16 protein-coding genes are annotated in these 13,967 nt (G+C 69.1%); 10 read left to right on the top strand and 6 right to left on the bottom strand.

All coding sequences use genetic code 11. The features are described 5' to 3' along the window. Window positions 1-57: 57 nt before the first annotated feature. Complete coding sequence (locus ACWDNU_RS32770) at window positions 58-300, bottom strand: hypothetical protein (RefSeq protein WP_354735189.1); 243 nt, start codon at window positions 298-300, stop codon at window positions 58-60. A 127-nt stretch (window positions 301-427) separates the two neighbouring features. On the opposite strand from ACWDNU_RS32770, the gene ACWDNU_RS32765 reads away from it, so the two are divergent. Continuing rightward, window positions 428-1,312 carry a DUF3800 domain-containing protein gene (locus ACWDNU_RS32765; RefSeq protein WP_449671722.1) on the top strand — a complete coding sequence of 295 codons (885 nt, stop codon included), beginning with the start codon at window positions 428-430 and terminating at the stop codon, window positions 1,310-1,312. Window positions 1,313-1,366: 54 nt separating this feature from the next. Here the strand turns inward: ACWDNU_RS32765 and ACWDNU_RS32760 are convergent, their stop codons facing one another. After that, window positions 1,367-1,786, bottom strand: coding sequence for a DUF5709 domain-containing protein (locus ACWDNU_RS32760; RefSeq protein WP_370934818.1), 420 nt, complete (start codon window positions 1,784-1,786; stop codon window positions 1,367-1,369). A 71-nt stretch (window positions 1,787-1,857) separates the two neighbouring features. Here ACWDNU_RS32760 and ACWDNU_RS32755 point away from each other — a divergent pair, with 71 nt between their 5' ends. Genes ACWDNU_RS32755 through ACWDNU_RS32745 form a run of 3 tightly spaced genes read left to right on the top strand, consistent with a single transcriptional unit; the run spans window position 1,858 to window position 4,960 of the window. Next, window positions 1,858-2,931: a VanZ family protein gene (locus tag ACWDNU_RS32755; protein ID WP_449671721.1), complete on the top strand. Its 1,074-nt coding sequence runs from the start codon at window positions 1,858-1,860 to the stop codon at window positions 2,929-2,931. 50 nt (window positions 2,932-2,981) lie between these two features. Further along, window positions 2,982-4,460: an AlkA N-terminal domain-containing protein gene (locus ACWDNU_RS32750; protein ID WP_449671720.1), complete on the top strand. Its 1,479-nt coding sequence runs from the start codon at window positions 2,982-2,984 to the stop codon at window positions 4,458-4,460. Continuing rightward, window positions 4,457-4,960 carry a methylated-DNA--[protein]-cysteine S-methyltransferase gene (locus ACWDNU_RS32745; protein WP_370934815.1) on the top strand — a complete coding sequence of 168 codons (504 nt, stop codon included), beginning with the start codon at window positions 4,457-4,459 and terminating at the stop codon, window positions 4,958-4,960. Before ACWDNU_RS32750 ends, ACWDNU_RS32745 begins: the two co-directional genes overlap by 4 nt. Before the next feature lie 587 nt (window positions 4,961-5,547). On the opposite strand, the gene ACWDNU_RS32740 is transcribed toward ACWDNU_RS32745, so the two are convergent. Then, window positions 5,548-6,372, bottom strand: coding sequence for an isocitrate lyase/PEP mutase family protein (locus ACWDNU_RS32740; protein WP_449671719.1), 825 nt, complete (start codon window positions 6,370-6,372; stop codon window positions 5,548-5,550). Between the two features lie 87 nt (window positions 6,373-6,459). Continuing rightward, complete coding sequence (locus ACWDNU_RS32735; protein ID WP_449671718.1) at window positions 6,460-7,092, bottom strand: peptide deformylase; 633 nt, start codon at window positions 7,090-7,092, stop codon at window positions 6,460-6,462. 93 nt (window positions 7,093-7,185) lie between these two features. Between ACWDNU_RS32735 and ACWDNU_RS32730 the strand changes: the two genes are divergently transcribed. Continuing rightward, the gene (locus tag ACWDNU_RS32730; protein ID WP_449671717.1) at window positions 7,186-8,382 is read left to right on the top strand and encodes a cysteine desulfurase-like protein; all 1,197 of its coding nucleotides are present in this window, start codon (window positions 7,186-7,188) and stop codon (window positions 8,380-8,382) included. Beyond that, a complete protein-coding gene (locus tag ACWDNU_RS32725) occupies window positions 8,383-9,117 on the top strand; it encodes an enoyl-CoA hydratase-related protein (protein WP_449671716.1) in 735 nt (244 codons plus the stop codon). It abuts the gene before it with no gap. Here ACWDNU_RS32725 and ACWDNU_RS32720 read toward each other — a convergent pair. Together ACWDNU_RS32720 and ACWDNU_RS32715 are read right to left on the bottom strand one after the other, a co-directional pair. Beyond that, window positions 9,114-9,629: a TetR/AcrR family transcriptional regulator gene (locus ACWDNU_RS32720; protein WP_449671715.1), complete on the bottom strand. Its 516-nt coding sequence runs from the start codon at window positions 9,627-9,629 to the stop codon at window positions 9,114-9,116. The two genes, ACWDNU_RS32725 and ACWDNU_RS32720, sit on opposite strands and share 4 nt — an antisense overlap. Next, on the bottom strand, window positions 9,562-10,167 hold the full coding sequence (locus ACWDNU_RS32715) for an N-acetyltransferase family protein (protein WP_449671714.1): 606 nt from the start codon (window positions 10,165-10,167) through the stop codon (window positions 9,562-9,564). The genes ACWDNU_RS32720 and ACWDNU_RS32715 overlap by 68 nt, the downstream gene beginning before the upstream one ends. Before the next feature lie 306 nt (window positions 10,168-10,473). Here ACWDNU_RS32715 and ACWDNU_RS32710 point away from each other — a divergent pair, with 306 nt between their 5' ends. The 4 genes from ACWDNU_RS32710 (at window position 10,474) to ACWDNU_RS32695 (ending at window position 13,639) form a co-directional block, all read left to right on the top strand. After that, window positions 10,474-10,896 carry a hypothetical protein gene (locus ACWDNU_RS32710; RefSeq protein ID WP_370934809.1) on the top strand — a complete coding sequence of 141 codons (423 nt, stop codon included), beginning with the start codon at window positions 10,474-10,476 and terminating at the stop codon, window positions 10,894-10,896. A 565-nt stretch (window positions 10,897-11,461) separates the two neighbouring features. Beyond that, window positions 11,462-12,016, top strand: a complete 555-nt coding sequence (locus ACWDNU_RS32705; RefSeq protein WP_354735202.1) for an Rv1733c family protein — start codon at window positions 11,462-11,464, stop codon at window positions 12,014-12,016. Window positions 12,017-12,650: 634 nt separating this feature from the next. Next, on the top strand, window positions 12,651-13,100 hold the full coding sequence (locus ACWDNU_RS32700; protein WP_370934808.1) for a helix-turn-helix domain-containing protein: 450 nt from the start codon (window positions 12,651-12,653) through the stop codon (window positions 13,098-13,100). After that, on the top strand, window positions 13,097-13,639 hold the full coding sequence (locus ACWDNU_RS32695; protein ID WP_449671713.1) for a toxin: 543 nt from the start codon (window positions 13,097-13,099) through the stop codon (window positions 13,637-13,639). Before ACWDNU_RS32700 ends, ACWDNU_RS32695 begins: the two co-directional genes overlap by 4 nt. Window positions 13,640-13,967 lie beyond the last annotated feature (328 nt).

Here is a 13,967-nt window from a genome sequence, read left to right as displayed (position 1 = left end):
ACGGAATCCGCCGCTTCCGACCTTGCCGCGCGAGCAACCCCACAGTCCACAAAGGACTCAAGCAGCAGCCGCGCCGAGGTCCGTCAGCACCACCGGGCTCGCCGGGGCTCCTCTGCGGCGGGCGATTCTCACCAGGCCTCTGCGGCGCAGGCGGTCCATCGCCTGCGTTTCCCACAGCGGAACCCGCCCGCCGACCGACCACAGGTAGCATTCCGCGGCCCCGGCGAATCCGTTGTGGACCACCACCAGACCGCGCCGGACGTCGTCCAGTGCGTGTACGTCCTCCTCGACGAGCACCATGACCGGCTCCCTCCGTCCCCTTCATGGTGAAACGTCCGGGGCCGTCAGCACATCCGGGAATCCACCTCAGGGGTCCCCTGGAGAAATGGGGTCGCCCTCGCCTCGACGACCTGGCAGGATCGGACCCGTGCGGCCGCAGACGATCGCGTGCGACGAATCCGGCTCGGAGGGCGTGAATCTGATCGGCGCGAACACCGCGGTATTCGCGCACGCCGCCGTCCGGCTGGAACCCGCGGATGCCGCTGAATGTGTTGCGCGGCTGCGGGAACTCATCGGTTCCCCCGCGCTGGAATACAAGGCCAACCACCTCCTGCGCGCCAAAAACCGCGCCGCCCTGGAGTGGCTGCTCACCGAACCTCTCGCCGACGCCGCCAGCGTGCTGCTCGTCGACAAGGCGTTGTTCCTCGCGGGCAAAGTCGTCGACCTGCTCGTCGACCAGACCCCCTACCCGGAGTGTCTGCGACGCCGTCCGGACGCCCGCGCTCGTGCCCTGCACCAGGACGGTCCGCGCCTGCACGGCCCTCGACGCTGGACTGAATTCCTGCGCTCGTTCACCGGACTGTTGCGCACCTCGAACCGCCGTCTCCCCGCGACCACTCCCGACGAATTCTTCGCGCAGGCGGACGTTCTCGGCGATCTGGTCGCGGCCCGCCCGCAGGTGACCGCCCTGCGCGACAAACTCGTCGCCGACCCGGGGCTCATCCCGCCGCTCGATCCGTTGATGCCCGCCCTCGCCGACACGATCGCGTTCTGGCGGCCGGAGAACGTCATCCACGACGAGCAGCCGTCCCTCACCCAGGCCCGGCTCGCCCAGCTGCTCGACCCGGCGCCGCGGTGGCAGTTCGTCGACTCGAGGTCCGAACCGCGGGTCCAGATCGCCGATTTCCTGGCCGGGGTCGCCCGGCGGCTGACCGAGGAAACCCTGCACGGCGACGGGGACGCGGAGCTGGTCAAGCTGCTGCGGCCGTATGTGCTTCCGGCGTCAGTCTGGATCGGGGATCCGGCCGACTAGTCACACGCCGCGCTCCCGGCCGCTGGCTCACAGAGAAAGTGCGCCCGCCAAGGGTCACAGATCCCGCGGATTGACGACGTGCACGGCGGCTTCCTCGGCCGACGCCGCTCCCCCGTCGATGCCGATGTCCGAGGCATACAGCTCGGCCTCGGTGTCGGGGCCGAATCCCGCGTTGGAGGCGACCAGGCGGCCCGCGCGGAAGTCGCCGACCTCGTCGTCGACCAGTTCGCCGTCGGTGTCGTCCGTGTCGCCGAGGCCGTCGCCGTCGGTCGCGCGGATCTCCGGGAGTTCGCGGGCCAGCCGGCCCGCCCAGCTTTCCCCGGTGGCTTCTTCGGAGGCGGTGGTGCCCCAGTCGCGAGTCGCGAGTGGACGTTCCGGCGGCGAATACCCCTCGTCATAGGGGTCGCCGTCCTCCAGGGTGTCTTCGGGATCCAGCACGCCGGTGTCGGCGTTGTCTTCGATGTCGTCGTCCACTGCTCCTCCTTCCCGCGTGCCCAGGTTACTGCCGCCCGCTAGCCTGTGCGCTCACACCGGGTGGAGGAACGATGACTCAGTGGAGCGGTCCGACGCTGATCGCCGTGTTCGCAGGTTTCGGGCTGGCGTTCGTTTTGGTAGTGCCGTACGTGGCGGTCAGCTATCGCAAACGCGGCGAGCTCGGGCTGCTGCGCGCGATCGCCGCGCCGGCCTTCCTGGTGTACTGCTTCGCGCTGGTCACCTACACGCTGCTGCCGCTGCCCGACGTCGACGCGGCGTACTGCGCGACGCACGAATCGTTGCGGCATCCGGTGTGGAATCCGCTTCAGTTCCTCGAAGACATGAAGCAGTTCAACACCGGGCTGCTGGATAATCCCGCGCTGCGGCAGGTGTTGTTCAACGTCGCGTTCTTCGTGCCGTGGGGCGTGTTCCTGCGGCGGTTGTTCGGGCGGAGCATCGGGTTCGCGATCGTCAGCGGGTTCTTCGTGTCGCTCGCCATCGAGACGACCCAGCTGACCGGCGTGTGGTTCCTGATGGAGTGCCCGTACCGGCTGTTCGACACCGGCGACCTGCTGTCGAACACCGTCGGCGCGGGGGTCGGCGCGCTTCTCTCGCCCGTACTGCGCCGGTCCGGACGGCTGCGTCCGGCCGACGAACCGCGTCCGGTCCTCGCCCGGCGGCGGCTGCTGGGCATGGTGCTCGATCTGATCTCGGTCACGCTGGTGGGCGTCGTGCTGAGCATGATCGCGCTCGTGGTGCAGTACGTCATGAAGGGCACGCTGCAGAACAACACGCTGATCGACGACGTCCTCGGCCGCTGGGTGCCCACCGCGGTTCTGCTGCTGCTCGTTCCGCTGGTGGGCAACGGCGCGACGCCTGGTCAGCGTGCGGTCATGCTGACGGTCGTGCGCGCGGACGGGCGGCCGCCGTCGGTGCTGCAGTCGATCGTCCGGTTCCTGATCGGTTCGGGCGGCTATTTCATTCTGGTCGGCTTGGACTCCGGGTGGACGTCGCTGTGGCTGCTGGCGCATCTGGTGTTCATGGTCTTCACCCGGGGACACCGGGGCCTGACCGGGCTGGTGTGCCGGTTGTCCGTCGTCGACACGCGGGCTGCGGTCCGGGAGCCGGTTGCCCCGCCAGGGTGATGTCGTTTTTTCGCGAGGCTTCGCGGGTGCGGCGGGGCAGACTGGTCGGCGTGTACGAGGACACTGAACGCTGTATCCGCGCGGTGCAGTCGAAGGACGACCGGTTCGACGGGTGGTTTTTCACCGCGGTGCTGACCACGCGGATCTACTGCCGGCCGAGCTGTCCGGTGGTGCCGCCCAAGGTCGAGAACATGCGCTTCTACCCGAGCGCGGCCGCCGCGCAGGCCGCCGGATTCCGCGCCTGCAAACGCTGCCGGCCCGACGCGTCGCCCGGTTCGCCGCTGTGGAACGAACGCGCCGACGTCGTGGCGCGCGCGATGCGCCTGATCGGCGACGGGGTCGTCGACCGGGAAGGCGTGCAGGGGCTCGCCGCGCGGCTCGGGTACAGCGTGCGGCAAATCGAACGACAGGTGCAGGCCGAACTAGGCGCGGGACCGCTCGCGCTCGCCCGGGCCCAGCGCGCCGAGACCGCCCGGTTGCTGATCGAAACCACCACGATGCCGATGAGCGATATCGCGCACGCCGCGGGGTTCTCCAGCATCCGGACGTTCAACGAAACCGTGCGGGCCGTCTTCGCCCTGACGCCGAGCGAACTGCGCTCCCGCGTACGCGGCGGCAAGCGGACCAAGTCGCCGGGCGTGCTGTCGCTGCGGCTCCCATTCCGCCGTCCGCTGTGCCCGGACAATCTTTTCGGGCACCTGATCGCCACCGCGGTCCCGGGCGTCGAGGAATGGCGCGACGGCGCGTACCGCCGCACGCTGCGCCTCCCGCACGGCCACGGCGTGGTGTCGCTCCGCCCGGAGCCGGACCACGTCGCGTGCCGCCTGAGCCTCACCGACCTGCGCGACCTGGCCGCCGCGATCAGCCGCTGCCGCTGGCTGCTGGACCTGGACGCCGACCCGGTCGCGGTCGACGAGCAGCTCGCCGCAGACCCGACCCTCGCTCCCCTGGTCGCCGCCGCGCCAGGCAGGCGCGTCCCGCGCACAACCGACTCGGCCGAGTTCGCCGTGCGGGCCGTCCTCGGTCAGCAGGTCTCGACCGCAGCCGCCCGCACCCACGCAGCACGCCTCGTCTTGGCGCACGGCACCCCGATCGAGGACCGGGAAGGCGGCCTCACGCACCTGTTCCCGTCGCCCGAGTCGCTGGCCGACCTGGACCCGGAAACGCTGGCGATGCCGAAGTCCCGCCGCGCGACGCTGCTGGGCCTGGTGTCGGCTCTGGTCTCCGGCGACGTCGACCTGACCGCAGGCGGCGATTGGGTGCACGCCCGCGCGCAGTTGGCCGCGCTGCCGGGTTTCGGCCCGTGGACGGTGGAGAGCATCGCCATGCGCGCCCTCGGCGATCCGGACGCCTTCGTCGCGACTGACTTGGGTGTGAAGATCGCCGCCGAAACCCTAGGCCTGCCAACGAGTCCAGGTGCCTTGATCGCACACGCCAGCCGATGGCAGCCGTGGCGCGCGTATGCGGTGCAGCACCTCTGGGCGACCGGTGACCACCCGATCAACCGGATTCCCGCGGTGTCGGCATGACCGTGGTGCACACCGTCATCGACAGTCCCGAAGGCCCGCTGACCCTCATGGCCCGCGACGGCGGCCTGGCCGGCCTGTACATCGGCGACGAGCAATACCGCCCGCCACGCGCCGCCTTCGGCGACCGGGACGACCGCCCGTTCGTCGCGGCGACGCGTCAGCTGCACGAGTACTTCGCCGGTGACCGGGTCGAGTTCGACCTTCCGTTAGCTTTCAGTGGCACTCCTTTCCAAGAGACGGTGTGGCGGGCGCTCCTGCAGATCCCGTACGGCGAGACGACGACCTACCGAGAGCTGGCCGAATCGATCGGCCGCCCGACGGCGTCCCGTGCGGTCGGCCTGGCGAACGGCCGGAACCCCATCGGCATCGTGGTGCCGTGCCACCGGGTGCTGGGCAGCGACGGATCGCTGACCGGCTACGCGGCTGGGGTGGAGTGCAAGCGGAGGTTGCTGGAGTTGGAGCGGGGCGGGCGGTTTGGCGGGCGGTTGGTTGCGGGGTGAGTCGGGGTCGGGGTTGCGGGCGGTTGGTTGCGGGGTGAGTCAGGGTCGGGCGGCAGGGTTGCGGCTCGGGTTTTGTTTTCGGGCTCGGCGCGCTGGCTCAGGTCGGCCGGGTGGATTGGAGTGACTTGGCTTGGGCTGGACGGATTGGCTCAGGCTCGGGCAAGCTCCCGGGACTGACTCGCCGGGCTGATTGCGCGGGCTCGGGCCGGGGCCAGATGACCTGATACAGCGCTGGGCTTGGGCATCGCTGGGCTGGGCTGGGCAGCGCTGGGCTGGGCTGGGCAGCGCTGGGCTGGGCTGGGCTGGGCAGCGCTGGGCTGGGCCGGGTCGAGGGCGGCCTGGCTTCCAGCGGGATCAAGCGAGCAGACCGGCTCGGCTCGGCCACCCCGGAATCAGCCGAGGCCCAGGCCGACCAGGGACGCTGCCGGTAAGGCTCGGGCCCGACTGGATCACTGCCCGCGCAGGGCTCGACCCCTCCAGGGAGCAGCCGTAGCCGGGACGCAGCCCACCCAACAAGGGCCGAGCCGATGTGAGCCGCCGCCGCAAGGCTCAGCGCCAACCGGTTCCCGCCCAAGGCGGGGCCGGGCTCAGTTGAACCAGCCGTTCACCGTTCCAAAATCCAGTGCGCCGGTCACCTCCCCGTAAGTCCCCTGCTTCAGCACCTCGGCCGCCGCGTGGTGGGCCAGCGAGTAGGCCGCCTGGGCGATCGACGTCCCGACGCTCACCCGGCGCACTCCGGCCGCGGCCAGGTCGGATACCGGAGGTGCGCCCGGTCCGGCCATGGCGCTGACCGGAATCGGCGAGGACTTTGCCAGTTCTGCCAAGACTTCGACGTCAACCAGGCCTGGGACGAAGATGCTGTCCGCTCCGGCGTCGGCGTAGACGCGGGCTCGGGTCAGGACATCGTCGAAGCGGCCGGCGGGTTCGCCGATTCCGAACAGGTACACGTCTGTCCGCGCGTTGATCCACAGCTCGGAGAGACCGGCCGTCGCGGCGGCGGCTCGGGCGGCGGTGAAGCGTTCTGCCTGTTCGTCTGGGGTGAAGAGGGTCAGAGTTCCCGCGCGGGAGTCTTCCAGGTTCACGCCTACCGCCCCGGCCTCGACTACGCCGGTCACGGTTTCCGCGACGGCGGAAGGGGCTAGGCCGTAGCCGCCTTCTACGTCGGCCGTCACCGGGACTGCTACGGCGGCGGCGATGTGCGCGACGACCGACAGCATTTCCGCGCGGGAGAGGTGTTGGCCGTCGCCTTTTGCCAGGGCCCAGGAGACGCCGCCGCTGGTGGTGGCGATGGCTGGGGCGCCGGCGCGTTCGATGGCGACCGCGCTGCCCGCGTCCCAGGCGTTCGGCAGCACGAGGACGTCCGCGGCATGCAGTTCACGGAAGAGATTTGCCTTGTCTTGCAACGAGTTCACGAGGTTCCTCCCCAGTAGCGAGCCCCGGTCGGGGCAACTGCGGAGGAACGTATCAGCGGGCACCGACAAAAACCGGAGCCGAACTCGTCAGGGGAGGTCGAAACCCAGTTCGCGGGCGGCGTCCGCGGGGGTCGGCTGGGTCCAGCGACGGGCGACGGCTTCGTGGGTGGACAGCGAGCGCAGTTCGGCCCGGTCCAGGTACAGGATTCCGTGCAGGTGATCCGTCTCGTGCTGGACGATTCGTGCTGGCCAGCCGGACAATTCCTCGTCCAGAGCCGCACCAGTCTCGTCGCTGCCGCGAAGCCGGATCCGCAGGGCTCGCGCGACGACGGCCTGCCAGCCGCGCACGCTGAGGCAGCCTTCGAAGAACGCGGCGGTTTCGTCGCCCACTCGGGTGTACGTGGGGTTCACCAGCACGCGGAACGGCAGCGGGACGATCCCGCGGGTGGCGAGGGTGGATTCGGCGACGCCTGGACGTTCGCGGGCACCATCTTCGACAACAGCGATCCGCACTGACAGACCGATCTGCGGCGCAGCCAGGCCGACGCCGGGCGCGGCGCGCATGGTCTCCTTCATGCCCTCGATCAGCGCGGACAGCATCCCGTCGCTCAGTTCGCCCTCGTACGGGCGGGCCGCGGCGCGCAGCACGGGGTCGCCTGCCTGCACGATCGGCCACGGCAACGGCTGGGCGAGCAGTTTTTCGACCTCTTCGGCGAGCACTGGCGGACCCCTCTCCAAGGGCAACGGGACTGCGGCATGATCGCACCCGCGCGGAGCACGACACTCGCCCGGGGATCAGGCAAGCTGGCAGCCGTGGCCTACGACGTGAACGCGATCCGCAAGCACTTCCCCGCGCTCGAGAGCGGCGCCGCCCACTTCGACGGACCTGGCGGCTCCCAGATCCCGGATGTGGTCGGCGAAGCAGTGTCCTCGACCCTCTGCGCCGCTATCGCGAACCGCGGCACTGTCACAGCGGCGGAGCGCCGCGCGGACGGCGTCGTGCGCGAAGCCCGCCAGGCCGTCGCTGACCTGCTCGGCGCACGGCCGGAAGGCGTCGTGTTCGGGCGCAGCATGACCCAGGTGACCTACGACTTCTCCCGCACGCTCGCGAAGAACTGGGGCCCTGGCGACGAGGTCGTGGTCACTCGGCTGGACCACGACGCCAACGTCCGGCCGTGGGTGCAGGCCGCCGAAGCGCGCGGCGCGACTGTTCGCTGGGCGGACTTTGATCCGAAGACTGGCGAGTTGTCGACGTCAGCGATCGCAGACCTGCTCACTGACCGGACGCGGCTGGTCGCGGTTACTGCCGCGTCGAACCTGCTCGGCACGCGTCCGGACATCCCGGCGATTACCGACGCGGTGCGCGAAGCAGGCGCGCTGAGCTATGTGGACGGCGTGCATCTGACGCCGCACTCGCCGGTCGACATCACCGCTTTGGGCGCTGACTTCTACGCCTGCTCGCCGTACAAGTTCCTCGGCCCGCACCTCGGCCTTCTCGCCGCCGCGCCCGATCTCCTGGAGACACTGCAGCCGGACAAGCTGCTGCCGTCGAGCAACGCCGTTCCGGAGCGTTTCGAGCTGGGTACGTTGCCGTACGAACTCCTCGCAGGCACTACCGCGGCCATCGACTTCCTCGCCGGACTCGTGCCGAGCGAAGGCAGTCGGCGCGAACGTTTGCGTACGTCGCTTACGGCGCTCGAAGCCCACGAAGACGCACTGCTGCAGCGGTTGGAGGACGGTCTCGCTGCGCTGCCGCGCGTCGTGCGTTACGGCTCACCGACGCGTCGCCGTACGCCGACAGTGCTGTTCTCAGTCACCGGCCTGACGCCGCAGGCTGTGTACGAGCGTCTCGGCGCGCGCGGGATCAACGCGCCTGCTTCGACGTTCTACGCCATCGAGTGCGCACGGCATCTCGGTCTCGGCGACGCTGGTGCCGTACGCGCGGGCATCGCGCCGTACACGACTGCAGCGGAAGTCGATCTGCTGCTCGCTGCTGTTGCGGAGCTGTGAATGAGCATCGAGACGACTGTCGACGGACAGGTCACCACCGTCACGATCAACCGGCCGGAGAAGCGCAACGCGCTCACGAAGGCGATGTACATCGCCCTCGCCGACGCCTTCGACGCCGTCCGCACGCCTATCGCCGTACTGAGCGGAGCTGGCGGTGCGTTCACGGCGGGTAACGACCTTGGCGACTTCCTTGCCCACGAAGCAGGGGACAGCACGAAGACGCCCGCGCGGGTCTTCCAGGAGGCATTGCTCGCGACGCAGGCGGTGGTGGTCGCGTCGGTCGACGGTCCGGCTGTCGGCATCGGCGCGACCCTGCTGCTCCACTGCGACCTCGTCTACGCCACCGAACGCAGCTACCTGCAGTTCCCGTTCGTACCGCTGGGGCTGGTGCCGGAGTTCGGCAGCAGTTACGCGCTGCCGCGCCGTGTCGGTCCGCAGCGCGCGACGGAGCTACTGCTGTTCGGAGAACGACTGCCTGCGGTCGAAGCGGCGCAACTCGGGTTGGTCAACGAAGTGCTCCCTGACGCGACAGCGCTCAGTAAGCGCGTCGAGGAACGCGTCGCGACGCTCGCCACCCGATCGGTGCGCGCGGTGACGGCGACGCGCGCACTGTTGCACGACCGCACTGACGTGAGCGTCGAGGAGCGAATGGAGTCGGAGTCCAAGCACTTCGCCGAACTGCTGCACGACCCGGACACTGTCGCCACGTTGCGCGCGAAGCTCGACCGTCGTTAACGACGGCGGCGCTTGTCCACCGCGGCGTCGAGAACTGGACCTAGTTCCTCGACGACGGTGTCGAGCGCCGTCACCGCGCGCTCGACGCGCGCCAACACCAAGGCTCCTTCAAGCGCGCTGATCATCAACACTGCCAACGAAGCAGCGCGCGCAGCCGGTACGCCCATCTGCTCTAGCGCGGACACGATGGGCTTCCGCCACTGCACAAAGGCGTCGTTCGCACGCTCGCGCAACGGTTCGCTAGACGCTGCCGTGTCGGTGACTGTGGCGACTAGCGGACAGCCGTAGTCGTAGCCGATCTCGAGGAACTCTGCGCGCCAGTACTCGACAACGGCGGCGAAGAGCGCGGACGGCGTCGGGTCTGTCAGGGAGTCCATCGCGCGCGTCACGCGTCGCGCGGCGTAGCGGCCAGCCCAGTCGATCGCTTCGCCGAACAGCTGTTCCTTACCGCCCGGGAAGTAGTGCTGCAGCGACCCCCGCGGTGCCTCGGCATGCGCTACTACCTCGCGCATGCCGGTGCCGCTCAGGCCTTGCGTACGCAGCAACTGCGCGGCGCTGTAGACCATCCGGTCGCGCGCCGGCCGTTCCGTCATCGAGCGTCTCCTCCGTGACCGTCAGCTCGTACTCGTTCTCGCCGCCGTACCCCGGGACGCAGCGGAACCCGCACGCCCGCAGCAATCCTTCCGCGGCGACGTTGCCCTCCTGCACCGTGGCGTGCAGCGTCCAGCCTCGCCACTGCTCGGCGGCCAGCCTGACCAGGCCGCGGCCGATGCCCTGCCGCTGCCATCCGTCGGCGACGAGAAGGCCCAGCTCGACGCGGCGGCCGTCTTCCGGAACCGCGTTCAGCAGCCCGGCGGGCGTGCCCGAAACCTCGGCGACGAGGGCGGTGCCGACGAGGAGAAACCGCCGGTACCGGGACAGGACCGACTCCGGGTCGATCGGGCCGCCGAGGGTGAACCGGCGGCTCAGCGATTCCGGCGAGCAGGCGCGGACGAGATCGGCCACGGAACCGGCGGTGGCCGGTCGCACGGCGGTCATGACAGTCGTCATAACCCGAGGGTCGCACACGGCCGTGGCTACGACAAGCGTCATGGGAGATGTCACGCTGCCGACACGGCCCGCGCGGTCCGCGGGCCCCGGGACCGCCGGGCGGCCACCGGTTTCGGGCAAGACGAATTCACTTATCGTATCCGCCTTACCCCATCGGCGGTAATTCCACCGATTAATCGGGCGTTGACCACGATGCGTGTTCACTGGGCCTCTTTGGGTGAAAACGGTTCCCGATACCTGCCGGGAACGCGTTTCTTCCTTATATTTTCCTGGACGCTCCGGCCTGCGAGCAAAGGAGACACGGCCATGACCCAGTCGCTCGAAGTTCCAACGAAGGAATTCTGTCTCGACTGGACGATGGACGGGGCCAATGGCGGCAGGGTGCACTTCACCCTGTCCGGCCAGGTGAGCCTGTTGGACGGCAAGAGGTTCTACAAGGTCGACGGCGTGCTGTACATCGCGGACGGCAGCGCGTACTGCCGGGAGATCGGGAACCCGCGGCTGCACGTGCGGCGCAACGGCGTCGAGGAGAGCGGACGGCAATGGGGCTGGGAGACGATCAGTTCCCGCAAGAGCGCGAACCGGCTCTGCACAATGGACGGTTATTTCGTGCGCACGGGCTACTGGGCGCCCGCCGATCGCAGCATCCAACTCGGAATCGTCGCCGAACACGGGATCACCCGGCGGCGTTCGCACAGTCCTACCGCCACGATTCGACTGGTCGACTGAATGGGTTCCCGGATATCGGGATTGCCCCTCGGTTTGTGATCGGCAATGCCTGATTCCGAAGTGAACAGCGGCAAGGCATTTCGCGACGGCTCGGGCGGGCAAGTCTGCCCGAGCCGTCCGCGAGGGAAACCCGCGGTTGCCTCCACGCGAACATCCGGCGCACAACCGCCCGTCGGCGATGGCACAAGGTCGCTTGCCCGCCAACGCGAACCGTGCGAATCAGACGATCCGCCTCCGAATCGTCGGCGCCGCAACCCATTCGCGGGCACGCGAGGCGAAAGATCAATCCAGGCAACGTGCCCTGGGCCACGCGGGCGCGGCCGGACATTGGCCTGGACCACTCGCAGCCGCAGGCTCGAACCTCCGCTCGTCGTCACCCACACGGGTAAACCCCTGCCCTGGAGGTAAGCAGAAACACACCGGATCCCCAGGAAAAACGTGAAAAACGTTGTGCGGGACACAGCGCTCGCGCGCGCGAAAGAGGACCATGGGAGTCATGCGGAACAGGACTCGGGCAGGCAGACCACCACACCCTGGTAAACGATTGCTCCGACGGCTCGGCGCCGTGCGCAACCCGCTCGTGCGACGGTCGGACCGGATCGAAGGCGTGTTCGCCGGGATCGTCACGCTGCTGGCGCTCATCGCGATTCCGTTCGCGATGATGATCGGCAGCGCGGACATCACCGCGGAGACCGCCGCTTCGGACGCGCAGCTGCAGTCGCGGCACCAGGTCACCGCCACGGTGCTCACGACGGCCGCGCAGCCGGCCGCTTCCGTCGGCGACAGCGCGCCGATCGCCAATACCGCGCGCGTGAACGCGGTCTGGAAGCCGCCGAACAGCGTGCAGCGGACCGGGATCATCACGGTGCCCAGCGCTTCCGCGACCGAGGGTTCGACCACCGACATCTGGCTCGACGACACCGGCAAGCAGACCACCGCCCCGCTGACGCACGCGGACGCGGTCACCAACGGCGTGCTGGTCGCGGCCTTCTGCTGGCTGTGCGCGGTCGCGGTGCTCGGCGGTGCGTTCTGGGTGGCGCGGCGAGTGCTGGACCACCGGCGCGCGGCGCGGTGGGCTGCCGAATGGGCGCAGTTCGCTGGGCCGGAAGCGGTTCGCTGAGGTTTTCGCGGGCTGCGTGGTCGCGGTGCTTGCCGGAGCGTTTCGCACGGATTGGCATGATCTCCTGCTGGACGGATGCGGTTCGCGACCGGCTCGCTGACGTCTTCGCGGGCAGGGTGGGCGCGGTGCTTACCGGAGCGTTCCGCGCAACCCGGTGAGCCCCCGCCGGATGGGTGCGGTTCACGAATCCCGAAGCGGCTCACTGATACCTCCGCAGGCTGCGCGGCCACGGGGTCTGCCGGAGCATTGCGCGCGGCCCGGGGAGACCCCGCGCGCTGCGTGGTCGCTGCTGGCTAGCACGTTGGCAAGTCATCCGCTCGGCGGCCGGACGGGCCAAGTTCGCAACCCCGGTGGATGCGGCGGTCGGGCGTAGTTCGCTAGGCCCGGAGGCAGTCCGCTGACGCATCCTGCTGCCTCCGGGCCCAGCTCGGCGGACCGAGCGGGGCGACACCCCCAGCGTCGCCCCGGGCCGGTACTACGCCTGCCGCTCTTGCCCGGATGTGGCGAGTTAGCCACCAGCTATCTCGTCGAGGCACAGTCTTGTGGAGCCGTCCAGTGATTGTCAACTGTGAGCTAATCTGAGATAGTCGCCTTAGCTGAGAGCAATCAGCTGCAACTGGAGGGGCGTAGCAGCATGTCCGAAGACGATCGGCCGGCGGATTCCCGGCCCACCCTGGCCTCCAGACTCGACGACCTCTTCCGCACGGTGCGGCCGCAGGGAAGGCACTGGACGAACGCCGAGGTGGCAGCCGAACTGAAGCGGGCGTCGCCGGAGCTCAAGGTCGGCGCGGTGTACTTGTCTCAGCTGCGCACCGGCAAACGGACCAATCCCTCTCAGGAGCTGCTGGCCGCACTGGCGAAATTCTTCGGGGTCTCCGTCGCGTACTTCTTCGACGACGAGGTCGCCGGGTCGGTCCTGTCGGAGCTTGCCGCGGTGGAGGCGATGCGCCAGGCGGGCGTCCGGGCGGTCGCGATGCGCGCGGCGGGCATGCGCGAGGAAAACCTCCAGGCGATCACCACGATCATGGACCAATACCGCAAGATGCAGGGGCTGCCCCCGGTCACGGACGAAGCCGCACGGTGACCGGCACCCCGTCCGACGCCCCGCAGCGGCGCGAGCAGCTGCGGCGGATGCGCGACGAAGGCGCCCGGCGGATCGCCGAACTCGGCCTTCCGCCGAAATACGACCTTGCCGTCCTCTGCGCGCGCCTCGGCGAGATCCGCGAACGGCCGATCACCCTCGTGCCGCTCCCGATGCCGGCGTCGCACCCGTGCGGCATGTGGGTGGCCGCACGGGGCGAGGACCTGATCTTCTTCGACGCCAACACCACCGGGGCGCACCAGGAGCACATCATCTTGCACGAGCTGGGTCACATCATCTGCTGTCATCGCGGCTCGGGTCTCCTTGACGACGAGAGCGCCCGTTCCCTGTTCCCGAACCTGGATCCGGACATCGTCCGCGACATGTTGATGCGCGCTACTTATGACGACGCGCAGGAGCAGGAAGCCGAGATCATCGCCTTCCTGCTGTCGGAACGCATGGGCACGCCGTCGAAACCGATCGCCCAGACGCCCAAAGCCGGGGAGAAACCGATGGACCGGATCGAGCGCTCGCTCCTCTAGCCCCGCTTCCGGTGCACCCGCCGTCCATGAGGGCCACCCTCACAGACTCTGATTCCCTCAGGGTTCCCCTCACAACCGACGCAAGTCCGCCCGCCGCCCGCCGCGATGCGCCCCCAATGTGGCATTGGGTGCATGCGACGCACCCAATGTGGCGTTCGGTGCATCTGACGCACCCAATGCCACATTGGGGCGCTAGCCCCCACCACCAACAAACCGCACCGGTGCACCCAACGATCGAGGCACCCAGCCCCTCCCCCGCACCCCGATATAAAGCGTCCCTGCGGTCTGGGGGTGCTTGTCAAGGCATCTTTCCCGCCTTGACAAGCAC

The organism is Amycolatopsis sp. NPDC003676, assembly GCF_053587275.1.
This window is presented reverse-complemented; position numbering and strand designations above follow the sequence as displayed.

What these genes read in the sequence shown, in the direction of transcription:
- ACWDNU_RS32770 (WP_354735189.1), bottom strand. Translation starts at nt 300, where the DNA reads ATGGTGCTCGTCGAGGAGGACGTACACGCACTGGACGACGTCCGGCGC.
- ACWDNU_RS32755 (WP_449671721.1), top strand. Translation starts at nt 1,858, where the DNA reads ATGACTCAGTGGAGCGGTCCGACGCTGATCGCCGTGTTCGCAGGTTTC.
- ACWDNU_RS32745 (WP_370934815.1), top strand. Translation starts at nt 4,457, where the DNA reads ATGACCGTGGTGCACACCGTCATCGACAGTCCCGAAGGCCCGCTGACC.
- ACWDNU_RS32725 (WP_449671716.1), top strand. Translation starts at nt 8,383, where the DNA reads ATGAGCATCGAGACGACTGTCGACGGACAGGTCACCACCGTCACGATC.
- ACWDNU_RS32720 (WP_449671715.1), bottom strand. Translation starts at nt 9,629, where the DNA reads ATGCGCGAGGTAGTAGCGCATGCCGAGGCACCGCGGGGGTCGCTGCAG.
- ACWDNU_RS32715 (WP_449671714.1), bottom strand. Translation starts at nt 10,167, where the DNA reads ATGACGACTGTCATGACCGCCGTGCGACCGGCCACCGCCGGTTCCGTG.
- ACWDNU_RS32710 (WP_370934809.1), top strand. Translation starts at nt 10,474, where the DNA reads ATGACCCAGTCGCTCGAAGTTCCAACGAAGGAATTCTGTCTCGACTGG.
- ACWDNU_RS32700 (WP_370934808.1), top strand. Translation starts at nt 12,651, where the DNA reads ATGTCCGAAGACGATCGGCCGGCGGATTCCCGGCCCACCCTGGCCTCC.